The sequence below is a fragment of the Parahaemophilus parainfluenzae genome (assembly GCF_001053575.1).
Classification (GTDB): Bacteria; Pseudomonadota; Gammaproteobacteria; order Enterobacterales; family Pasteurellaceae; genus Haemophilus_D; species Haemophilus_D parainfluenzae_S.
Genome location: NZ_JVSL01000039.1, coordinates 32,752 through 55,353 on the forward strand (window position 1 = coordinate 32,752; position 22,602 = coordinate 55,353).

17 protein-coding genes are annotated in these 22,602 nt (G+C 40.1%); 9 read left to right on the plus strand and 8 right to left on the minus strand.

Annotated elements, in window-relative coordinates; genetic code table 11:
• Nucleotides 1–28: 28 nt before the first annotated feature.
• The 5 genes from oppF to AC979_RS08650 all read right to left on the minus strand — a co-directional run bounded on the left by oppF (nt 29) and on the right by AC979_RS08650 (nt 5,576).
• Nucleotides 29–1,027 carry a murein tripeptide/oligopeptide ABC transporter ATP binding protein OppF gene (gene oppF, locus AC979_RS08630; RefSeq protein WP_049373847.1) on the minus strand — a complete coding sequence of 333 codons (999 nt, stop codon included), beginning with the start codon at nt 1,025–1,027 and terminating at the stop codon, nt 29–31.
• The gene (locus AC979_RS08635) at nt 1,024–1,995 is read right to left on the minus strand and encodes an ABC transporter ATP-binding protein (protein WP_049373848.1); all 972 of its coding nucleotides are present in this window, start codon (nt 1,993–1,995) and stop codon (nt 1,024–1,026) included. Before AC979_RS08635 ends, oppF begins: the two co-directional genes overlap by 4 nt.
• 9 nt (nt 1,996–2,004) lie before the next feature.
• A complete protein-coding gene (oppC, locus tag AC979_RS08640) occupies nt 2,005–2,940 on the minus strand; it encodes an oligopeptide ABC transporter permease OppC (RefSeq protein ID WP_049373849.1) in 936 nt (311 codons plus the stop codon).
• Between the two features lie 9 nt (nt 2,941–2,949).
• Nucleotides 2,950–3,870, minus strand: coding sequence for an oligopeptide ABC transporter permease OppB (gene oppB / locus AC979_RS08645; protein WP_005700169.1), 921 nt, complete (start codon nt 3,868–3,870; stop codon nt 2,950–2,952).
• Nucleotides 3,871–3,950: 80 nt separating this feature from the next.
• Entirely contained in the window at nt 3,951–5,576 is a 1,626-nt protein-coding gene (locus AC979_RS08650) for an ABC transporter substrate-binding protein (RefSeq protein ID WP_049373850.1), read from the minus strand.
• A gap of 292 nt (nt 5,577–5,868) precedes the next feature.
• On the opposite strand from AC979_RS08650, the gene tal reads away from it, so the two are divergent.
• From tal to rpoC, 8 genes are all read left to right on the plus strand, one after another.
• Complete coding sequence (tal, locus tag AC979_RS08655) at nt 5,869–6,822, plus strand: transaldolase (protein WP_049373851.1); 954 nt, start codon at nt 5,869–5,871, stop codon at nt 6,820–6,822.
• Nucleotides 6,823–7,020: 198 nt separating this feature from the next.
• Nucleotides 7,021–7,644, plus strand: a complete 624-nt coding sequence (locus tag AC979_RS08660) for a YagU family protein (protein ID WP_049373852.1) — start codon at nt 7,021–7,023, stop codon at nt 7,642–7,644.
• 199 nt (nt 7,645–7,843) lie between these two features.
• Complete coding sequence (locus AC979_RS08665) at nt 7,844–8,590, plus strand: MlaA family lipoprotein (protein ID WP_049373853.1); 747 nt, start codon at nt 7,844–7,846, stop codon at nt 8,588–8,590.
• Between the two features lie 30 nt (nt 8,591–8,620).
• The gene (locus AC979_RS08670) at nt 8,621–9,010 is read left to right on the plus strand and encodes a RidA family protein (protein WP_049373854.1); all 390 of its coding nucleotides are present in this window, start codon (nt 8,621–8,623) and stop codon (nt 9,008–9,010) included.
• Between the two features lie 312 nt (nt 9,011–9,322).
• The gene (rplJ, locus tag AC979_RS08675) at nt 9,323–9,814 is read left to right on the plus strand and encodes a 50S ribosomal protein L10 (protein ID WP_005694693.1); all 492 of its coding nucleotides are present in this window, start codon (nt 9,323–9,325) and stop codon (nt 9,812–9,814) included.
• A 54-nt stretch (nt 9,815–9,868) separates the two neighbouring features.
• The gene (gene rplL / locus AC979_RS08680; RefSeq protein ID WP_005697375.1) at nt 9,869–10,240 is read left to right on the plus strand and encodes a 50S ribosomal protein L7/L12; all 372 of its coding nucleotides are present in this window, start codon (nt 9,869–9,871) and stop codon (nt 10,238–10,240) included.
• Between the two features lie 297 nt (nt 10,241–10,537).
• Nucleotides 10,538–14,566 carry a DNA-directed RNA polymerase subunit beta gene (gene rpoB, locus AC979_RS08685; RefSeq protein WP_049373855.1) on the plus strand — a complete coding sequence of 1,343 codons (4,029 nt, stop codon included), beginning with the start codon at nt 10,538–10,540 and terminating at the stop codon, nt 14,564–14,566.
• Between the two features lie 123 nt (nt 14,567–14,689).
• A complete protein-coding gene (gene rpoC, locus AC979_RS08690) occupies nt 14,690–18,940 on the plus strand; it encodes a DNA-directed RNA polymerase subunit beta' (RefSeq protein ID WP_005697359.1) in 4,251 nt (1,416 codons plus the stop codon).
• A 187-nt stretch (nt 18,941–19,127) separates the two neighbouring features.
• On the opposite strand, the gene AC979_RS08695 is transcribed toward rpoC, so the two are convergent.
• Genes AC979_RS08695 through metN form a run of 3 tightly spaced genes read right to left on the minus strand, consistent with a single transcriptional unit; the run spans nt 19,128 to nt 21,717 of the window.
• Nucleotides 19,128–19,958, minus strand: coding sequence for a MetQ/NlpA family lipoprotein (locus AC979_RS08695; RefSeq protein WP_049373856.1), 831 nt, complete (start codon nt 19,956–19,958; stop codon nt 19,128–19,130).
• A gap of 39 nt (nt 19,959–19,997) precedes the next feature.
• Nucleotides 19,998–20,690 (minus strand): methionine ABC transporter permease, encoded by a 693-nt coding sequence (locus AC979_RS08700; RefSeq protein ID WP_049373857.1) that lies wholly within the window; start codon nt 20,688–20,690, stop codon nt 19,998–20,000.
• The gene (metN, locus tag AC979_RS08705; protein ID WP_049373858.1) at nt 20,680–21,717 is read right to left on the minus strand and encodes a methionine ABC transporter ATP-binding protein MetN; all 1,038 of its coding nucleotides are present in this window, start codon (nt 21,715–21,717) and stop codon (nt 20,680–20,682) included. The genes AC979_RS08700 and metN overlap by 11 nt, the downstream gene beginning before the upstream one ends.
• Before the next feature lie 173 nt (nt 21,718–21,890).
• Here metN and gmhB point away from each other — a divergent pair, with 173 nt between their 5' ends.
• Nucleotides 21,891–22,445, plus strand: a complete 555-nt coding sequence (gene gmhB / locus AC979_RS08710; RefSeq protein WP_049373859.1) for a D-glycero-beta-D-manno-heptose 1,7-bisphosphate 7-phosphatase — start codon at nt 21,891–21,893, stop codon at nt 22,443–22,445.
• Nucleotides 22,446–22,602 lie beyond the last annotated feature (157 nt).

Below are 22,602 nucleotides of genomic sequence, written 5' to 3' on the forward strand. Positions count from 1 at the left end.
GCGGTGAATTTTGACCGCACTTTTTGTTTTATAAGACTTTCAAACAAGCCACAAAATGGCTGTTGTTTTGGCTAGTTAAAGGTGGTTTTTGTTTCGCACAATTTTCATCAGCTTTCAGGCAGCGAGTTCGGAACACGCACCCAGACGGTGGATTAATTGGCGAAGGCAGCTCACCTTCAAGTAATTCGATGGACTTATTGCGTTCCAATTTTGGATCGGGAATTGGAACTGCAGACATTAAGGCTTTGGTATAAGGATGTTTGGTATTGTTATATACCTCCTCATCACTGCCTAATTCCATGGCATTGCCTAAATACATCACTAACACGCGGTCAGAAATGTGTTTTACCACCGCCAAATCATGAGCAATGAAAATTAAGGAAAGCCCCATTTCTTTTTGCAGGGATTTCAATAAATTCACCACTTGAGCCTGAATTGACACATCCAGAGCAGAAACAGGCTCATCACAAATGATCATTTTTGGCTCAATGATTAACGCGCGAGCGATACCGATACGCTGACATTGGCCACCCGAAAACTCATGTGGATAGCGGTTAATCAAGTTGGGTAAAAGCCCGACTTTTAACATCATCGCTTGCACTTTTTCTTTCACTTCAGCGGCACTTAAGTGTGGTTGGTAGATTTTTAATGGCTCGGCAATGATTTCACCAATATTCATTCGCGGATTGAGAGAGGCAAGCGGGTCTTGGAAAATCATTTGAATGTCTTTACGCGTTTCTTTCCATTGTTTCGCTGATTGTTTTCGCAAATTTTTGCCAAGCCACAAAATTTCCCCTTCACTCGCTTCGACTAAACCGATAATAGCGCGTGCAAGCGTGGATTTACCGCAACCGGATTCACCTACTACGCCGAGGGTTTCACCTGCGTAAAGTTTAAAAGAGACATCCTTCACCGCTTTTAAGGTTTGCGGTTTGGCGAAGAAAAGGGATTTATCATTTTTAATTTTAAAACTGACGCCTAAGTGATTGACTTCAAGGAGTAATTCTTTGTTGTTTGAGACTGTCATAGGTTAAATTTCTCCGCGGGTAACCAACAATTACGTAATTGACCGTGATTAAATGTAATCAGTTTTGGCGCAGTTTGGCATTGTTCGGTAGCAAATTGGCAACGTGGTGAGAATGGGCAACCTTTTGGCAAATGCAACAGATTCGGTGGATTGCCTGGAATGGTCACTAAGTGTTCTTCATTGCCATCTAAGCGTGGAATTGCATCCATTAAGCCAATGGAATAAGGATGAGTCGGATGATAGAAAATTTGTTCCGCTGTGCCGTATTCCATGGTTCGCCCTGCATACATCACCATGACTTGATCGCAGATACCAGCCACTACACCAAGATCATGGGTAATCATAATAATCGCAGTATTAAATTCACGTTTTAACTCATTTAATAAGGTCATGATTTGTGCTTGAACCGTCACGTCTAAAGCAGTGGTTGGTTCATCTGCAATGAGTAATTTCGGGCGACATAGTAAGGCCATCGCAATCATCACCCGTTGACGCATACCGCCTGAAAATTCGTGCGGATACATGCCCATACGTTTTTTGGCTTCCGGCATTTTAACTGCATCTAACATTTTCACGGATTCGGCAAAGGCAGTTTGTTTATCATAACCTTTGTGCAATTGCAGCACTTCCATGAGTTGTTCACCGATTTTCATGTATGGGTTGAGTGATGTCATGGGATCTTGGAAAATCATGGAAATTTGCTCAGCGCGGATTTTATTCAATTCAGCATTCGGTAAATTAACTAGTTCTTTACCTTCAAAAATGGCTGAACCTTCCACTTCACCGTTGGCTGCCAATAAACCCATTAAAGCAAAGGCCGTTTGTGACTTGCCTGAACCACTTTCACCTACAATACCGAGCGTGCTTCCTGCATTCAGCGTGAAGTTTAAGTCATTGACTGCTGTGACGACGCCATCTGGTGTTTTGAAGCGAACGTAGAGATTTTTTACATCTAATAAAGGATTCATTATTCGCTCCTATCTATCTTTCGGATCGAGTGCATCACGCAACCCGTCACCGATAAAGTTAAAACAAAATAGGGTAAGGCAAAGGAAAAATGCCGGGAAAATTAATAGCCAAGGCGAGACTTCCATTTGCGCAGCACCATCACTTAAGAGTGCACCCCAGCTACTCATCGGTTCTTGAGTTCCTAATCCTAAGAAGCTTAAGAATGATTCAAATAGAATGAGTCCAGGTACTTCAAGCGAGGCGTAAACTGCTACTAAGCCTAATACATTCGGAATGATGTGTTTCAAAATGATTTGGCGACGAGGTACGCCACAAACGATGGCGGCTTCGACGAATTCTTTATTTTTTAGGCTGAGGGTTTGTCCGCGTACAATACGGGCAAGACCAAGCCAAGCAATGGCACCGATAGCGATAAAAATTAAGAAAATATTTTGGCCAAAAAGGGTCACCAGCAAAATTACGAAAAACATAAATGGAAATGAGCTGAGAATCTCTAAAAAGCGCATCATCAACATATCTGTTTTACCGCCTACGTAGCCTGAAATTGCGCCATAAATCGTGCCGATAGTGACGGAAATGAAAGCACCCGCAATACCGACCAATAAGGAAATACGCCCACCGATAGCGGTGCGTACCAACAAGTCTCGACCCGAGGCATCGGTACCGAAGAAGTGATAGCCTTCCATTGTTGGTGCAGCGCTCATCATATTCCAATCGGTATCTTCATAGGTAAAGGGGAAGAACCAAGGCGCTACGGTAATAAATACAATAATAAACGCTAGAATAATCAGACTGGCAACGGCCGCTTTGTTGCGGAAAAAACGGCGTTTCGCATCTTGCCATAGACTGCGGCCTTCTAGTTGCATTTCTTCAATACGGTCAGCCACGTGTTCCACAAAATCCGCATTTTTCTGATTAATCGGCTGAGTACGATAATCTGTCATAACTTATCCTTAATAACGAATTTTTGGATCGATGATGGCGTATAAAATATCCACAATCGCATTAAATAAAATGGTTAATGTGCCAACTAAGATAGTGAGGCTCAAAACTAATGAATAATCGCGGTTCAATGCGCCGTTTACAAATAATAACCCCATGCCAGGTAAACCAAATACGCTTTCGATCACCATTGAGCCGGTAATAATCCCCACGAAAGCAGGACCTAAATAGGTAATCACCGGTAAAAGGGCAGGGCGCAAAGCATGTTTTAAAATGATTCTCGATGTGGAAAGTCCTTTAGCTTTGGCGGTCCGAATAAAGTTGGAGTGCAACACTTCAATCATGGAGCCGCGCATGATACGCGCAATCCCTGCAACATAAGCGATAGTTAAGGATGCTACGGGTAAAATAATGTACATTGCTGAACCGCCATTCCAACCGCCAGCGGGTAACCACCCCAAATAAATGGCGAAAATCAGCACTAAGACTGGTGCGAAGACGAAACTTGGCATAATTACGCCAAGCATTGAGAAACTCATCAAAATATAATCCCAACGGCTATTTTGATTGAGTGCGGCAAGCGTACCCGCTGTGACACCTAATACCACTGCAAAGGCGAAAGCGACCATCCCTAATTTTAAGGAAACAGGGAAGGCTGATGCGATTAAATCATTGACCGATTGATCTTTATATTTGAAAGAGGGGCCAAAATCGCCTTTGGAAAGGTTTTCCAAATAAAGGAAATATTGTTTATGTAATGGTTCATTTAAATGATACTTCGCTTCGATATTAGCCATGACTTCTGGTGGATAAGCACGTTCCGATGTGAACGGGCTACCAGGGGCGAGACGCATCAGAAAGAAGGAAAAAGTAATCAAAATAAACAGCGTTGGTAAGGCCTCCAACAGCCGTTTAAAAATAAATTTGAGCATAATAACTCCAACCAAAATGGGCGAAAAGTGCGGTCAAAAAATACGATAATTTTTAACCGCACTTAAATACGAGCAACGAATTAATGTTTAATAATATAAAGGTTGCGTAAGTAAATGTGATCTTGTGGATCTTTGCCTGAATAGCCTTTTACATAAGGTTTCACTAAGCGTGGATTCACATAGTTAAAGATTGGTACGATACCGAAATCTTTTGCAAGAATTTCTTCGGCTTTCGCGTAGGCTTTTGCACGACCTTCCGCATCCGTTGCGACATAAGATTCAGCAATGGCTTTATCATATTCTGGGTTCGCATATTTTGCGGTATTGTTACTCGAATTGGATAAGAAATAGTTGCCGAATGTTGTGGCTTGGTTGTAATCCGCATTCCATCCTGCACGCGCTGCATCGTAACGGCCTGCACGACGGCTATCAATGTAGGTTTTCCACTCTTGGTTTTCTAATTTCACATCAATTAAACCTTTGGTGTTAGCTTTCCACATAGATGCTGCAGCAATGGCCACTTTTTTGTGGTTTTCATTAGTATTGTAAAGAATGGTGAATTTCAACGGATTCGCTTTGCTGTAACCGGCTTCTTCTAAGAGTTTAATGGCTTCTTCATTACGTTGTGCCATCGGTTCTTTTGAATAAGCAGGTTGTTGAATGAGGTGACCTTCTTCGATGTAAGTTGGGGTAAACACATAGGTTGGTGTTTGACCTTGGCCCAATACTTTATCGGTGATCACATTACGATCAAGGGATAAGTTCAAGGCTTTGCGAATATTCACGTTATCAAAAGGTGCTTTCTTATTGTTTAACTCATAAGAATAAGTTGCTAGGGTACGAGTAATGTATACTTCGCCTGGCAATTCTTTTTGTAATTTAGCGAATTGTTCTGGCGGTAAACCATAATTGGTCATGTCTAAATCACCTGCACGATAACGCGCTACATCGGTGCTTGGGTTCTCAATAGCGAGGAATGTAGCGCTATTGATTACGGTTTCTTTATCGTTCCAATAAAGTGGGTTGCGTTCAAATTCAATTTTTTCGTTAATGATGTGGTTAGTCAGTTTATAGGCACCATTACCCACGTAGTTTTCTTTTTTCACCCATGCATCACCCAATTTTTCGACCACTTTTTGTGGTAATGGCAATAAGGATTGGTGAGTCGTTAAACTGACTGCATAAGGCACAGGATTGGTTGCATGAACCACAAAGGTGTAATCATCTTTTGCTTCAACACCTAATTCAGCCGGTTTTTTCTTACCGTCAATGATGTCTTGCGCATTTTCTACTTGTAAATAACTTAAGTAACTTGCATAAGGGGCTGCTGTTGCAGGATCCACTAAACGGCGCCAAGCAAACACGAAATCGTGCGCGGTAACAGGATCACCATTTGACCATTTGGCATCTTTACGTAAATGGAATGTCCACGTTTTGAAGTCCGGCGTGTTTTCCCAGCTTTCAGCTACACCCGGTTGAAGTTTACCTTCAGAGTCTGAGGTGACGAGGCCTTCAAGTAATTGATAAGCAACGTTAGATTCAGGTACACCTTCGGTTTTTTGCGGGTCAAAACTTTGTGGTTCAGCCCCATTATTGATCACGATATGTTGTTTTTCATCTAATTGCGTTCCTTCAGGCACTATAACTGCTTGAGCAGAATAGGAAAGAGCAAGCGCAATGGCAGAGAAAAGTAGTTTGTGTTGCATTTGAGCCTCCTTGTCATTAGGCGATATTTTTATAAAAGGTCTTTCTCTTATTAGCTCAAAAATTTATGTTTGTAAAGATTTGTAAGGTAATTATTTAAAGAAAAATAACGTTTTGTGATTTGTATCTAATAAATCGCGAAAAAATTGCTAAAAGTGATAGTATGAGAGGATAAATTTAGAATGCATTGGTTTTCCCTATCGTAAATATTTTCCTGGACGAATTACCTTTTTAAAGCTAATTATGCTATCGTAAGACAGTCGAATTCAAACAAATCCATTCAAGGAGAATATAATGACAACTCAGTTAGATTCACTTCGTAGTATGACCGTCGTCGTGGCTGATACGGGCGATATTGATGCTATTAAAAAATACCAACCGCAAGATGCAACAACAAACCCATCTTTAATTTTAAGTGCTTCAGCATTACCACAATATGCACCATTAATTGATGAAGCGATTGCTTATGCCAAAGCGCAAAGTGCAGATAAAGCGCAACAATTAATTGATGCAGAAGATAAATTAGCGGTAAACATCGGTTTAGAAATTTTAAAAATTGTCCCAGGACGTATTTCAACTGAAGTGGATGCGCGTCTTTCTTACGATACCCAAGCAACCGTTGAAAAAGCACGTAAACTTATCGCACTTTATAATGCGGCAGGTATTTCAAATGATCGTATCTTGATCAAAATTGCGTCAACATGGCAAGGTATTCGAGCAGCAGAGATTCTTGAAAAAGAAGGCATTAACTGTAACTTAACCTTATTATTCTCCGAAGCGCAAGCACGTGCCTGTGCTGAAGCAGGCGTTTATTTAATTTCGCCATTCGTCGGTCGTATCTTAGACTGGTACAAAGCAAATACTGATAAAAAAGAATATGCGCCAGCAGAAGATCCAGGTGTTATTTCTGTAACCAAAATTTATAACTACTACAAAGAATATGGTTATAAAACCGTGGTGATGGGCGCAAGTTTCCGTAATGTAGGTGAAATTATTGAATTAGCAGGTTGTGACCGTTTAACTATCGCACCCGCTTTACTTAAAGAATTACAAGAAAATTCAACCGCACTTGTACGTAAACTAGACTACAAAGGTGAAGTAAAAGCGAAACCTCAACCATTAACTGAAGCAGAATTCTACTGGCAACATAACAGCGATGCGATGGCTGTTGAGAAATTAGCAGAGGGGATTCGCAAATTTGCAGTTGACCAAGAGAAATTAGAAGCAATGCTTTCAGTAAAACTTTAATTTAAAAAACATGAAAGTGCGGTTAGAAATAACCGCATTTTTTATTCTTACCATAAAATGTTCTAACTCTTAATAATTAGTTCTTGACTAACTCACCAAAGTCATTGAGAATTCAAGATAAGTTTTGCTAAAGCAAACTGGGAACCGCGACTTTTGATACAAAGTGCGGTCATTTTTTTCTTTTTTCGGAGCAAATATATGTCAGGTATTTTTGAACAAACTCCTGCTAATCGTCGTCGTTATGGCGTAGCGATTTTTGTTGGTATTATTGCAGGTTTAATTTCTGCATTCGTAAAATGGGGTGCTGAGCATCCATTCCCACCGCGTAGTCCAATCGATTTTTTCGCGGCTGCATGTAAAGTAGACATCACAGGTTTAAGTCAAGATCAAATTCTTCAAGTCTGTTCACGTGCGTTTTTAAACCCACCACACGTATTCTTACGTGATTATTTAGGTATTGATCCAACTCAAGCAGCATTCACTTTTGCAGATCATGGTTTTGACTGGATTGGCGTGACTCATATTACTTTCTCATTAGTATTTGCTATTGCTTACTGTTTAGTGGCAGAACGTTTTCCTAAAATCAAATTCTGGCAAGGTATTGGTGCAGGTTTAATCGCAGATATTTGTGTGCACTACATCACTTTCCCTGCATTAGGTTTAACACCGCCTGTTACAGAATGGCCATTATATGAACATATTTCTGAATTAGTGGGACATATCTTCTGGTTCTGGACAATTGAAATTATTCGTCGTGATTTACGTAACCGTATTACTCGCGAGCCAGATGCAGAAATTCCACTAAAAGATGCAACTGAATAATTAATCTATATTGCAAAGAATGCTACCGAAAGGTGGCATTTTTGTTTATGTCGGGAACAAAAGTTATTTTGGGAAAACTAAAGAGCACCATGATTAAAAATAGCTAACAGAAAAGTCATATTAGGATTTCAATAAATTTTTTGTAGTTATCTTTCAAGTTGGTTAGAATAAAGACAATTTTTTGTGATAGGAAAGTGGAATGAAAAAAACACCTTTACTTGCGGTCGGCTTAATGGCTACAGCTGTATTAACTGGTTGTGCGACAAAAGCAGATGGTGAACGCAATGATAAATTAGAAAGTTTTAACCGTACGATGTTTGATTTTAACTATAAAGTCATGGACCGTTATGTGTTAGAACCTGCAGCGAAAGGCTGGCGTGATTACGTGCCGACACCGGTCACAAAAGGTTTATCCAATGTGGCAAATAACTTAGATGAACCAGTGAGCTTTGTGAACCGTTTATTAGAAGGTGAACCGAAAAAAGCCTTTGTTCACTTCAACCGTTTCTGGATTAACTCTACCTTTGGTATCGGTGGATTATTTGACTTTGCCAGTGCAAGCAAAGACTTGCAGGTTTATGATCAGCGTAGCTTTGGTGAAACGTTGGGCACCTATGGTGTAGATGCAGGTACTTATATTGTATTACCAATTTATAATGCGACAACACCTCGTCAATTAACCGGTGCAGTGGTCGATGCGGCTTATACTTATCCTTTCTGGAATTGGGTAGGCGGCCCATGGTCACTGGTGAAATATGGTGTGCAAGCCGTAGATAAACGCTCGAAAACATTGGACCAAACAGAATTGCTCAATCAAGCACAAGATCCTTATGTTACTTTCCGCGAAGCTTACTATCAGAATTTAGAATTTAAAGTAAATGATGGCAAAGTAAAAGAAAGTTCACATAAAGAATTGTCTGATGATGTATTAAAAGAGATTGACTAATCAGAATACTTAATGTTAAAGGAAAATATCATGACTAAAATCATTCACACAGAAAAAGCCCCAGCAGCAATCGGTCCCTATGTTCAAGCGGTAGATTTAGGTAATTTAGTTTTAACATCAGGTCAAATCCCGGTTAATCCAGCAACGGGTGAAGTGCCAAAAGATATTGTAGTTCAGGCACGTCAATCGTTAGAAAACGTGAAAGCGATTATTGAACAGGCTGGTTTGAAAGTAGGTGATATTGTGAAAACCACGGTGTTTGTGAAAGATCTTAATGATTTTGCAGCAGTAAATGCAGAGTATGAGAAATTCTTTAAAGAAAATAATCACCCTAATTTCCCTGCTCGTTCTTGCGTAGAAGTTGCTCGCTTGCCAAAAGATGTTGGCTTAGAAATCGAAGCGATTGCGGTAAGAAAATAATAGGAAAGTGCGGTTAAAATCTGCAGATTTTTTCTACAATAGACTTTACAAGAGCGAGATTAATCACTATAATCTCGCTCCTAAATTGCGCTTAGCGTAAAATTTCTGGTTGGTGCTTGACCTATTCAAGCCCCGTCCAAGACCGTAGGGAATGGTTAGCAATAATCGTCTTAATAATCCTACGTAGATGGTGAACAGAATAAGAATATTTCTTGCTTCTGGGCACCGAAGTCGTCCTAGTCTGAAAGATAACTCTTTCGATGAGGTAAATTAATTCCGAGAAATCGGAGTGTATTCAGGAGCTAAAAGCCAATGGCATTAAATCTTCAAGACAAACAAGCAATTGTTGCCGAAGTAAATGAAGCAGCCAAAGGTGCACTTTCAGCAGTAATCGCGGACTCTCGCGGTGTAACTGTTGATAAAATGACTGAATTACGTAAAGCAGCTCGTGAAGCTGGTGTAACAATGCGCGTTGTTCGTAATACTTTATTACGTCGTGCGGTTGAAGGCACTGATTTCGAATGCTTACAAGATACGTTTGTAGGTCCAACACTTATCGCATTTTCTAATGAACACCCAGGTGCAGCAGCACGTTTATTCAAAGATTTTGCTAAAGCAAACGATAAGTTTGAAATTAAAGGTGCAGCCTTTGAAGGTAAGATCCAAGATGTTGAATTCTTAGCAACATTACCAACTTACGAAGAAGCAATTGCACGTTTAATGGGCACAATGAAAGAAGCTGCGGCAGGCAAACTTGTTCGCACTTTTGCGGCATTACGCGACAAATTACAAGAAGCAGCTTAATCATTAAGCGTTTCTTACTTCATTTAACTTTATTAATTTTAGGAATTGATTGTTATGTCATTAACTAACGAACAAATCATTGAAGCGATCGCTTCTAAATCTGTAACTGAAATCGTTGAATTAATCGCAGCGATGGAAGAAAAATTCGGCGTTTCTGCAGCAGCAGTAGCAGCAGCTCCAGCAGCTGGCGGTGCAGCAGCAGCGGCAGAAGAAAAAACTGAATTCGACGTAGTTCTTGCTGAAGCTGGTGCTAACAAAGTAGCAGTTATCAAAGCAGTACGTGGTGCAACTGGTTTAGGCTTAAAAGAAGCTAAAGACTTAGTTGAATCTGCTCCAGCTAACTTAAAAGAAGGCGTTTCTAAAGAAGAAGCTGAAGCACTTAAGAAAGAATTAGAAGAAGCTGGTGCAAAAGTAGAAATCAAATAATTTTTGATTCACTTATGTCCTGTTTCTCAGGCTTAATGGCTGGTGGTTTACCATCAGCCATTTTGTGCTATCAAAAACAGCACAAAAAAACAGATAGGCATTTTCCGTTTAATGGTATCTGTTTCCACTTAAATTAATCAGACGTTTTAATTTAAGTAGCCCACTACAGAAGTAAGGTTCAGAGTGCGGTATCCGAAACGGCGTCAATCTCCGATATAAATAAAAAACGTCAATTAATTTGACCGCACTTTTTTATATCAACTCGGTCTCACTAAAATTTACAGAGGAAAACCAATAATGGGTTACTCCTATACTGAGAAAAAACGAATTCGTAAAGACTTCGGCAAACGTCCGCAAGTTTTAAATGTACCTTATTTATTAACTATCCAATTAGATTCTTTTGATAAATTCATTCAAAAAGATCCTGAAGGTCAACAAGGCTTAGAAGCTGCATTCCGTTCTGTTTTTCCAATCGTAAGCAATAACGGTTATACAGAATTACAATATGTTGATTACCGTTTAGAAGAACCAGAATTTGATGTACGTGAATGTCAAATTCGTGGTTCAACTTATGCAGCAGGTTTACGCGTAAAATTACGTTTAGTTAGCTACGATAAAGAATCTTCATCACGCGCAGTCAAAGACATTAAAGAAAGCGAAGTATATATGGGTGAAATCCCATTAATGACTGACAACGGTACCTTTGTCATCAATGGTACTGAGCGTGTTATAGTTTCACAATTACACCGTAGCCCGGGCGTATTCTTTGATTCTGACAAAGGTAAAACACACTCTTCAGGTAAAGTGCTTTATAACGCACGCATTATCCCTTACCGTGGTTCTTGGTTAGATTTTGAATTTGATCCAAAAGATAACTTATATGCGCGTATTGACCGCCGTCGTAAATTACCGGCAACCATTATTTTACGTGCGTTAGGTTACACCGTTGAAGAAATCTTAAACTTATTCTTCGACAAAGTAACTTTTGAGATCGCTGGCAATAAATTACTCATGACATTAGTGCCAGAACGTTTACGTGGTGAAACGGCGACATTTGATATTGAAGCAAATGGCAAAGTCTATGTAGAACGCGGTCGTCGTATCACAGCTCGTCACATCAAAGCATTAGAAAAAGATAATGTGACACAAGTTGAAGTGCCAACTGAATATATCGCAGGTAAAGTTGCCGCGAAAGATTACGTTGATCTTGAATCAGGTGAAATTATTTGCCCAGCAAATGGCGAAATTTCTTTAGAAGTGTTAGCGAAATTATCGCAAGCAGGCTATAAAGTTATCGAAACATTATTCACGAATGACTTAGATTACGGTCCGTATATTTCTGAAACATTACGTGTTGATCCAACTTACGATCGTGTAAGTGCATTATATGAAATCTATCGTATGATGCGTCCAGGTGAACCACCTACACCAGAATCTTCAGAAGCATTATTCAATAACTTATTCTTCTCTGCAGAACGTTATGATTTATCTGCAGTAGGTCGTATGAAGTTTAATCGCTCATTAGGTATTCCTGAAGGTGAGGGCACAGGTATTTTAAGTAACGACGATATCATTCGTGTGATGAAAAAACTCATCGATATCCGTAATGGTCGTGGTGAAGTGGATGATATCGACCACTTGGGTAACCGTCGTATTCGTTCTGTGGGTGAAATGGCAGAAAACCAATTCCGTATTGGTTTAGTTCGTGTAGAAAGAGCCGTTAAAGAGCGTTTATCTTTAGGCGATTTAGATGCGATCACGCCACAAGACTTAATTAATCCAAAACCAATTTCTGCGGCAGTGAAAGAATTCTTTGGTTCTTCACAACTTTCGCAATTCATGGACCAAAACAACCCATTATCAGAAGTAACACACAAACGTCGTATTTCTGCATTAGGTCCAGGCGGTTTAACGCGTGAACGTGCTGGCTTTGAGGTGCGTGACGTACATAACACTCACTATGGTCGTTTATGTCCAATCGAAACCCCTGAAGGTCCAAACATCGGTTTGATCAACTCACTTTCTGCGTTTGCTCGTACTAACGATTATGGTTTCTTAGAAACACCATATCGTAAAGTGGTTGATGGTCAAGTAACCGAAGAAATCGAATATTTATCTGCAATTGATGAAGCAAACTACATCATTGCACAGGCGAACTCAAACCTTGATGAGAACAATCGCTTTACAGATGCATTCGTTACTGCACGTGGTGAACGTGGTGAATCAGGTCTTTATAAACCAGAAGAAATTCACTATATGGACGTTTCAACCCAACAAGTTGTATCTGTGGCAGCAGCGTTAATTCCATTCTTAGAGCATGACGATGCGAACCGTGCCTTAATGGGTGCGAACATGCAACGTCAAGCGGTTCCTACTTTACGTGCTGATAAGCCGTTAGTGGGTACAGGTATGGAAAAACCAATCGCACTTGACTCAGGTGTGGCGGTTGTAGCGAAACGTGGTGGTACAGTTCAATATGTTGATGCTTCTCGTATCGTTATTAAAGTAAATGAAGACGAAACTGTAGCAGGCGAAGCGGGTATTGATATTTATAACTTAATTAAATACACCCGTTCTAACCAAAATACCTGTATCAACCAAATTCCTTGTGTGAATTTAGGCGATCCAATTAACCGTGGTGAAGTGTTAGCAGATGGTCCTTCAACAGACTTAGGTGAATTAGCATTAGGTCAAAATATCCGTGTGGCGTTCATGCCTTGGAACGGTTATAACTTCGAAGACTCAATGTTAGTTTCCGAGCGTGTTGTACAACAAGACCGCTTCACGACAATCCACATTCAAGAATTATCTTGTGTGGCGCGTGATACTAAATTAGGTTCTGAAGAAATCACTGCGGATATTCCAAACGTAGGTGAATCTGCATTAAGCAAATTGGATGAATCAGGTATCGTTTATGTGGGTGCTGAAGTGAAAGGTGGCGACATCTTAGTCGGTAAAGTCACCCCTAAAGGTGAAACGCAATTAACACCAGAAGAAAAATTGTTACGTGCAATCTTCGGTGAAAAAGCATCTGATGTGAAAGACTCTTCATTACGTGTACCAAATAGCGTAAGCGGTACTGTAATTGACGTTCAAGTCTTCACCCGTGATGGCGTAGAAAAAGACAAACGTGCATTAGAAATTGAAGAAATGCAGTTAAAACAAGCTAAGAAAGACCTTTCTGATGAATTAGAAATCTTAGAAGCTGGCTTGTTTGCTCGTGTGCGCAATGTCCTTATCGCTGGCGGTATTGATGCGGCTCAATTAGATAAAATGGATCGCACAAAATGGTTAGAACAAACCATTTCAGATGAAAAAAAACAAAACCAATTAGAACAGCTTGCTGAGCAATATGAAGAGTTACGTAAAGAGTTTGAACACAAACTTGAAGTAAAACGTAAGAAAATCATTAAAGGCGATGACCTAGCACCAGGCGTGTTAAAAGTGGTTAAAGTTTACCTAGCGGTGAAACGTCACATCCAACCGGGTGATAAAATGGCGGGTCGTCACGGTAACAAAGGTGTTATCTCAAAAATCAACCCTGTGGAAGACATGCCATACGATGAAAACGGTCAACCGGTTGAAATCGTATTGAACCCACTGGGTGTACCATCTCGTATGAACATCGGTCAGATCTTAGAGACCCACTTAGGCTTAGCTGCTAAAGGTATCGGTGATCAAATCAATGCGATGATCAAACAAAAACAAGATGTTGAGAAACTTCGTGGCTATATGCAAAAAGCATACGATTTAGGTCATGGCGCACAAAAAGTGGATTTAAGCACCTTTAGTGATGACGAAATCATGCGTTTAGCAGAAAACCTACGTAAAGGTTTACCGGTAGCAACACCAGTGTTTGATGGTGCTGATGAGCAAGAAATCAAAGAAATGTTGAAACTTGGTGGCTTACCAACTTCAGGTCAGATCACATTATACGATGGCCGTACAGGTGAGAAATTCGAGCGTCCAGTAACTGTAGGTTATATGTACATGCTCAAATTGAACCACTTAGTTGATGACAAAATGCATGCTCGTTCAACTGGTTCTTATAGTCTTGTTACTCAACAACCACTTGGTGGTAAAGCACAATTCGGTGGTCAACGTTTCGGTGAGATGGAGGTATGGGCACTTGAAGCATACGGTGCGGCTTACACCTTACAAGAAATGTTAACTGTGAAATCCGATGACGTGAACGGCCGTACGAAGATGTATAAAAACATCGTTGGTGGCAACCAGCAAATGGATCCGGGTACACCGGAATCTTTCAACGTAATTATGAAAGAAATCCGTTCACTTGGTTTGAATATCGAGTTAGACGAAGAGTAATCGACAAACCTGTCTTCCTCTGTTCGCAGGGGAAGCCAAAGGAAGAAATCGCCGAAGTGCGGTTAAAAAACAAAAGATTTTTGACCGCACTTTGAAACCCTTAACTCCGACAGGAGACTATTTGTGAAAGACTTAGTTAAGTTTTTAAAAGCACAATCAAAAACGAGTGAAGATTTTGATGTGATTAAAATTGGGTTAGCTTCTCCAGACATGATCCGTTCTTGGTCATTTGGTGAAGTTAAAAAACCTGAAACAATCAACTATCGTACGTTCAAACCTGAGCGTGACGGTCTTTTCTGTGCACGTATTTTCGGGCCAGTAAAAGATTACGAATGTTTATGCGGTAAATATAAACGCTTAAAACACCGTGGTGTGATTTGTGAAAAATGTGGTGTTGAAGTAACACAAACTAAAGTACGTCGTGAACGTATGGGCCACATTGAATTGGCTTGTCCTGTGGCGCACATTTGGTTCTTAAAATCACTTCCGTCTCGTATCGGTTTATTACTTGATATGCCGTTACGTGATATTGAGCGTGTGCTTTATTTTGAAATGTACATCGTGACCGAACCGGGTATGACCGATTTGGAACGTGGACAGTTATTAACTGAAGAACAATTCCTTGATGCAGAAGACCGTTGGCAAGATGAATTCGAAGCGAAAATGGGTGCTGAAGCAATTCAAGATTTACTAAAAGGTATTGATCTTGAAGTGGAATGTGAAAAATTACGTGAAGAGTTACAAGAAACTAACTCTGAAACAAAACGTAAAAAAATCACTAAACGCTTAAAATTATTAGAAGCGTTCCAACAGTCTGGTAATAAACCAGAGTGGATGGTGATGACTGTATTACCGGTACTTCCACCAGATTTACGTCCGTTAGTACCATTAGATGGTGGTCGTTTTGCAACTTCTGACTTGAACGATTTATATCGTCGCGTGATCAACCGTAACAACCGTTTAAAACGTTTATTAGATTTAATCGCACCAGATATTATCGTGCGTAACGAAAAACGTATGTTACAAGAATCTGTTGATGCGTTATTAGATAATGGTCGTCGTGGTCGTGCGATTACGGGTTCTAACCGTCGTCCATTGAAATCACTTGCGGATATGATCAAAGGTAAACAAGGTCGTTTCCGTCAAAACTTATTAGGTAAACGTGTTGACTATTCAGGCCGTTCTGTAATCACTGTAGGTCCATACTTGCACTTACACCAATGTGGTTTACCGAAGAAAATGGCATTGGAATTATTCCGTCCGTTTATCTACGCAAAATTAGAAAGCCGTGGTTATGCAACTACAATCAAAGCGGCTAAGAAAATGGTTGAGCGTGAAGATGCGATCGTTTGGGATATCTTGGCAGAAGTTATTCGTGAGCACCCAATTCTATTGAACCGTGCACCGACACTTCACCGTTTAGGTATCCAAGCGTTTGAACCACTTCTAATCGAAGGTAAAGCAATCCAGTTACACCCGCTCGTTTGTGCGGCGTTCAACGCGGACTTCGATGGTGACCAAATGGCGGTTCACGTACCATTAACACTTGAAGCTCAGTTAGAAGCGCGTGCGTTAATGATGTCAACCAACAACGTACTTTCACCAGCAAACGGTGATCCTATTATCGTTCCATCACAAGACGTGGTATTAGGTCTTTACTATATGACCCGTGAAAAAGTGAACGGTAAAGGCGAAGGCATGTTATTGCAAGATCCGCGCGAAGCTGAAAAAGCCTATCGCACAGGTGAAGCAGAGTTACATTCTCGCGTTAAAGTACGTATTACTGAATATGTGAAAAATGAAGCTGGCGAATTCGAAGAGAAAACCACATTAACCGATACCACTATCGGTCGTGCAATCTTATGGATGATCGCGCCAAAAGGTATGCCTTATTCATTGTTTAACCAAACATTAGGTAAAAAAGCAATTTCTAAACTTATCAACGAAGCTTATCGTCGTTTAGGTTTGAAAGAAGCAGTAATGTTTGCTGACCATATTATGTATACCGGTTTTGCTTATGCTGCACGTTCAGGTTCTTCTGTGGGTATCGACGATATGGTTATCCCAGAGAAAAAATACGAAATTATTTCTGCAGCGGAAGCTGAAGTGGCTGAAATTCAAGAACAGTTCCAATCTGGTCTTGTAACAGCCGGTGAGCGTTATAACAAAGTCATCGATATTTGGGCTGCAGCAAATGAGCGTGTAGCTAAAGCGATGATGGAAAACTTATCTCAGGAAGAAGTTATCAACCGTGAAGGTAATCCTGAGAAACAAGCCTCTTTCAACAGTATCTTTATGATGGCTGACTCTGGTGCGCGTGGTTCTGCAGCTCAGATTCGTCAGTTAGCAGGTATGCGTGGTTTGATGGCGCGTCCAGATGGTTCGATCATAGAAACTCCAATTACAGCGAACTTCCGTGAAGGTTTGAACGTACTTCAGTACTTTATTTCAACCCACGGTGCGCGTAAAGGTTTGGCGGATACCGCATTAAAAACAGCAAACTCTGGTTACTTAACTCGTCGTTTAGTTGACGTAGCACAAGACTTAGTGATCGTTGAAGATGACTGTGGTACGCACGAAGGTTTAGTCATGACCCCATTAATCGAAGGTGGTGATGAGAAAGTTCCACTTCGCGAATTAGTGTTAGGTCGTGTTGTGGCTGAAGATGTGTATAAACCAGGTACAGAAGAAGTATTAATTGCACGTAACACTTTATTAGATGAAAAACTTTGTGATGTGTTAGATGCAAACTCAGTGGACAGCGTAAAAGTACGTTCTGTTGTAACTTGTGATACTGACTTCGGTGTATGTGCGAAATGTTACGGTCGTGACTTAGCGCGAGGTCACCTCATCAACCAAGGTGAAGCAGTTGGTGTTATCGCTGCTCAATCTATCGGTGAACCAGGTACACAGTTAACCATGCGTACGTTCCACATCGGTGGTGCAGCTTCTGCAGCAGCGAAAGAATCTAGCGTACAAATCAAAAACAACGGTACTTTACACCTTGCTAATGCGAAATTCGTTGTTAATGACGAAGGTAAATTAGTTTTAACTTCTCGTAATACTGAATTAACCGTAACTGATGCATTTGGTCGTACGAAAGAGCACTATAAAGTGCCTTACGGTACTGTATTGAATAAAGCAGACGGTCAAGAAGTATCCGCGGGTGAAACAGTGGCAAACTGGGATCCACATACTATGCCAGTTGTCTCTGAGGTATCAGGTTTTGTGAAATTCGTTGATATTGTGGACGGTTTAACCGTAACGCGTCAAACGGATGAATTAACCGGTCTTTCTTCTATCGTGGTACAAGACGTGGGTGAACGTGCAACAGCAGGTAAAGATTTACGTCCAACCATCAAATTAGTTGATGCAAAAGGTAACGATATCTTCTTACCTGAAACTGACGTTATTGCGCAATACTTCTTACCAGGTAAAGCAATCGTAAGTTTAGATGACGGTGCGGAAGTGAAAGTGGGTGAACCACTTGCACGTATTCCACAAGAATCTGTGGGTACTAAAGATATTACCGGTGGTCTTCCACGCGTTGCTGATTTATTCGAAGCACGTAAACCGAAAGAGCCTGCAATCTTGGCAGAAATTTCAGGTATCGTGTCCTTTGGTAAAGAAACCAAAGGTAAACGTCGCTTATTAATCACCCCAACTGAAGGTGAAATCTACGAAGAAATGATTCCAAAATGGCGTCAACTCAACGTATTTGAAGGTGAGATGGTTGAACGTGGTGACGTGATTTCTGATGGTGCAGAGACTCCGCATGATATCTTACGTTTACGCGGTGTTCGTGCTGTAACTGAATATATCGTGAACGAAGTGCAAGAAGTTTACCGCTTACAAGGGGTAAAAATTAACGATAAGCACATCGAAGTTATCGTACGTCAAATGTTACGTAAAGCAGTCATCACGAAAGCTTATGACAGCGAATTCCTTGAAGGGGAACAAGTTGAAGTGGCTCGCGTGAAAATTGTAAACCGTAAACGTGAAGCGGAAGGTAAACCACCAGTTGAATTCGAACGTGAATTACTTGGTATTACCAAAGCGTCATTGGCGACAGAATCCTTCATTTCTGCGGCATCGTTCCAAGAAACCACTCGCGTGCTTACTGAAGCAGCGGTGGCGGGTAAACGTGATGAATTACGCGGCTTGAAAGAGAACGTAATCGTAGGTCGTTTAATCCCTGCTGGTACTGGTTTTGCGTATCACCAAGGTCGTCACAAAAAACGTATTGTAGACGATGTTGTGATTAAATTGTCTGAAGACGATGAAGCAGCAATTGCTGATGAATTCGTGATGACAGCAGATGATGCAACAACTAACTTAGCAGAAATGCTTAATATGGCAGATGATGCGGAGTAATCGCTAATTGCTAAAAAAGAAAACCCGAGTTTAGGCTCGGGTTTTTTATTATCTTAATACAGAAAGTGCGGTCAGTTTTTGATGCGTTTTTCGTTTGGAAAAGTATCGTAAAAATGACCGCACTTTCTTTTAATCAATAAAAAAGCCACCTTATCGGTGGCTTTGAAATATTTTGCTTAAGATGAGATTACCAACCTTTTACAACGCCATCTTTAAAGTGTTTTTTCGCTTCTTGGTAAACTTCTTCAGTTTGGTATGCTTTCACGAAATCTTGGATCGCTTTGCTGTCTTTGTTATCAGTACGTGCAACGATGATGTTTACGTATGGAGAATCTTTATCTTCTACGAATACGCCATTATCTTGTGCATTTAAGCCAACTTGACCCGCATAAGTGTTATTTACAACAGCAAGATCAACATCATCTAATGCACGAGCTGCAACAGAGGTATCTACTTCAGAAATTTTTAAGTTTTTCGGATTTTCAACGATATCTGCGACAGTTGAAAGAAGATCGTTAGAATTTTTAAGTTTGATCAAACCTTGTTTCTCAAGAAGGATTAATGCACGACCACGGTTTGATGGGTCATTTGGCACCACAACTTTCGCACCGTCTTTTAATTCATTTACATTTTTGATGGTTTTAGAATAGCCAGCAAGCGGGTAAACAAAGGTATTACCAACAATCACTAAGTTGTTTAAGTTTTTTGCTTTTACATCTTCATCTAAATAAGGTTTGTGTTGCATTGCGTTAGCATCTAAATCACCTTTAGATACAGCAGTGTTTGGTAATGCGTAGTCATTGAATAAAACAAATTCAACATTTAAGTTGTATTTATCTTTTGCGACTTTTGCAGCAGTTTCTGCAACTTGGTGCTCAGGACCAGCCATTACACCAACTTTGATTGATGTTGGAGCAGGTGCAGTTGATGCTGCATCTGCTTTTTTCTCTTCTTTACAACCTGTTAATACTAATGTTGATGCGATAGCGGTGATAGCAAATAAGTTTTTTAATTTCATGTTTTTTCCTTGTTGTGAATAAAATGGTATAGAAAATAATTAACGGTGATCCACTCGTTTTGCGAGCGTGTCGCCTAATTTTTGACTGAGCATCACGATAATCACGATAACAATCGTTGCTGCCCAAGTTACCGATGGCATATTGCGATAGACACCATAGTTAATGGCAAGGCTTCCTAAACCGCCACCGCCTTGGGTTCCCGCCATGGCGGTATAGCCAATTAATGTCACGAAAGTGAGCGTAATCGCATTAATGAGCGTAGGTAGGGATTCAGGCAAATAGAATTTACGAATAATTTGCCAATTGGTTGCGCCCATAGCTTTTGCTGTTTCAGTCAAACCGGTTGGGATCTCAAAAAGTGCATTACTCGTAAGACGTGCAAAAAATGGCGTTGCGGCTGCACTTAATGAGACAATCGCTGCATTAGAACCAATACTGCCGCCAGGAAGCAACCAGCTCGTTAGCGGAATTAAAGCGAGTAATAAAATAATATAAGGAATTGAACGCCCGATATTAATAATGACGTTTAAAAACGCATTGAGTTTTTTGTTTTCTAAAATCGCCCCTTTATTGGTTAAAAAGGTTAAAAAACCCAGTGGTAAGCCTAATAAAGCGGCAATTAATGTCGATAATACTGACATATAAACCGTTTCAATGGTCGATACCGTTAATAAACTCGCAAAATTATCGGGGAATTGTTGGCTAAATGTTGCCCATAAATCATTGAACATAGCCTAGCACCTCTACTCGAACGTTATTTTCCATTAAATAAACTTTGGCTTGCGTAATCGCATCTTCATCACCTTCAACCTCCGCAATGGTAAAGCCAAATTTTACGCCACCGGCATAATCAATTTGTGAGGTTAAGATACTGAGCTCTACGCCAAATTTTTTCGATGCTTGAGAAAGTAATGGGGCATCGACGGAGCGACCAGTAAATTCAAATTTGATGATCGGATACGATTTGGCATGTTTTGGCGTATCAGATAAATTTTCTAAATATTCTTCCGGCAATGTAATGTGGAAAGTCGAACTGATAAATTCTTGGGCCAATTCTGTTTTCGGATTAGAGAAAATTTCGCTAACCGTGCCTTGTTCAATCAGACGGCCTTTATCAATTACGGCAACTTGATCGCAGATGCGTTTAACCACTTCCATTTCATGGGTAATAAGAAGAATGGTGATACCTAAAGTGCGGTTGATTTCTTTTAATAATTTTAGAATGGATTGAGTTGTAGCCGGATCTAATGCGCTAGTCGCTTCATCACAAAGTAAGACTTTTGGATCGCTTGCAAGTGCACGCGCAATAGCTACACGTTGTTTTTGACCACCAGAGAGATTAGCAGGATACACATTATGTTTATCACTTAATCCAACAAGCGCTAAAAGTGCGGTCGTTTTTTCTTGAATTTCTGCTTTCGGTTTATTTTCTAATTCAAGTGGCAATGCCACGTTTTCAAAAACGGTTCGAGAGGTCAACAAATTAAAATGTTGGAAAATCATGCCGATTTGACGGCGTGTTTTCACTAATTCTGCTTCAGAAAGTTGAGTCAGATCCACATCATCGATAATCACTGCACCGTGAGTCGGTCTTTCTAATAAGTTTACACAACGGATAAGTGTACTTTTACCAGCACCAGAGGCGCCAATGACACCGCAAATCTGTCCCTTAGGCACATGTAATGAAACATTATCAAGTGCGGTCAGTTTTTTATCTGGAAGTGTAAAAATCTTCGTAATGTTATTTAGCTTAATCATATAAGCCCTTGTTCTCAGTTAATATTTGAATTTCATTTGTATTCTAGACGTCTAGAATGCTGTGTCAATATCTTAGGGGATCTTTTTTAGACGGATCGGTTATGACTTATTATTGCTTATATTAAGGATAAAAGGGATAATTTTGTCTTAAGAAAAGATAAATGAGAAAATATATGAAGAAAGCTGTTTTTTTAGATCGTGATGGCACTTTAAATATCGACCATGGTTATGTCCATAAAATTGATGATTTCCAATTCATAGAAGGCAGCATTGATGCATTAAAAGCATTAAAAGAAATGGGATATCTTTTAGTTTTAGTGACCAATCAATCAGGCATTGCACGTGGATATTTTTCAGAAGATCAGTTTTTACAACTTACAGAATGGATGGATTGGTCGTTAGCTGATCGTGGTGTGGATTTAGATGGCATCTACTATTGTCCTCATCATCCAGAAGGGAAAGGCGAATATAAAGAAGACTGTGAATGCCGAAAACCGAAATCAGGCATGTTATTAGAGGCGATTAAAGCGCTGAGAATCGATCCTGCACAATCTATTATGGTCGGTGATAAGATTGAAGATCTTAAAGCAGGCATTGGTGCAAAAGTGAAAACGAATATTTTAGTGCGAACAGGCAAACCTATTACAGAAGAGGGTGAGAATCTCGCTGATTATGTTTTGGATTCCATTGCAGATTTGCCAAGAATAGCAAAACGATTAATTAAGTAACAAAAATGATCTATTTTTTGTGCGAATAGGCGAAAAGATCTTCAATCAATAAAAAATTTACATTTTTTTACAAAAAGATCTTGCAAAGGCATCTGAAATGCCTATAATACGCCCCACACAACGACGCGCTGTTGTGACTCTTAAGAAAAACCAGTGC

Coding starts and splice junctions, on each gene's coding strand:
- oppF (WP_049373847.1), bottom strand. CDS start 1,027: ATGACAGTCTCAAACAACAAAGAATTACTCCTTGAAGTCAATCACTTA.
- AC979_RS08635 (WP_049373848.1), bottom strand. CDS start 1,995: ATGAATCCTTTATTAGATGTAAAAAATCTCTACGTTCGCTTCAAAACA.
- oppC (WP_049373849.1), bottom strand. CDS start 2,940: ATGACAGATTATCGTACTCAGCCGATTAATCAGAAAAATGCGGATTTT.
- oppB (WP_005700169.1), bottom strand. CDS start 3,870: ATGCTCAAATTTATTTTTAAACGGCTGTTGGAGGCCTTACCAACGCTG.
- AC979_RS08650 (WP_049373850.1), bottom strand. CDS start 5,576: ATGCAACACAAACTACTTTTCTCTGCCATTGCGCTTGCTCTTTCCTAT.
- tal (WP_049373851.1), top strand. CDS start 5,869: ATGACAACTCAGTTAGATTCACTTCGTAGTATGACCGTCGTCGTGGCT.
- AC979_RS08660 (WP_049373852.1), top strand. CDS start 7,021: ATGTCAGGTATTTTTGAACAAACTCCTGCTAATCGTCGTCGTTATGGC.
- AC979_RS08665 (WP_049373853.1), top strand. CDS start 7,844: ATGAAAAAAACACCTTTACTTGCGGTCGGCTTAATGGCTACAGCTGTA.
- AC979_RS08670 (WP_049373854.1), top strand. CDS start 8,621: ATGACTAAAATCATTCACACAGAAAAAGCCCCAGCAGCAATCGGTCCC.
- rplJ (WP_005694693.1), top strand. CDS start 9,323: ATGGCATTAAATCTTCAAGACAAACAAGCAATTGTTGCCGAAGTAAAT.
- rplL (WP_005697375.1), top strand. CDS start 9,869: ATGTCATTAACTAACGAACAAATCATTGAAGCGATCGCTTCTAAATCT.
- rpoB (WP_049373855.1), top strand. CDS start 10,538: ATGGGTTACTCCTATACTGAGAAAAAACGAATTCGTAAAGACTTCGGC.
- AC979_RS08695 (WP_049373856.1), bottom strand. CDS start 19,958: ATGAAATTAAAAAACTTATTTGCTATCACCGCTATCGCATCAACATTA.
- AC979_RS08700 (WP_049373857.1), bottom strand. CDS start 20,690: ATGTTCAATGATTTATGGGCAACATTTAGCCAACAATTCCCCGATAAT.
- metN (WP_049373858.1), bottom strand. CDS start 21,717: ATGATTAAGCTAAATAACATTACGAAGATTTTTACACTTCCAGATAAA.
- gmhB (WP_049373859.1), top strand. CDS start 21,891: ATGAAGAAAGCTGTTTTTTTAGATCGTGATGGCACTTTAAATATCGAC.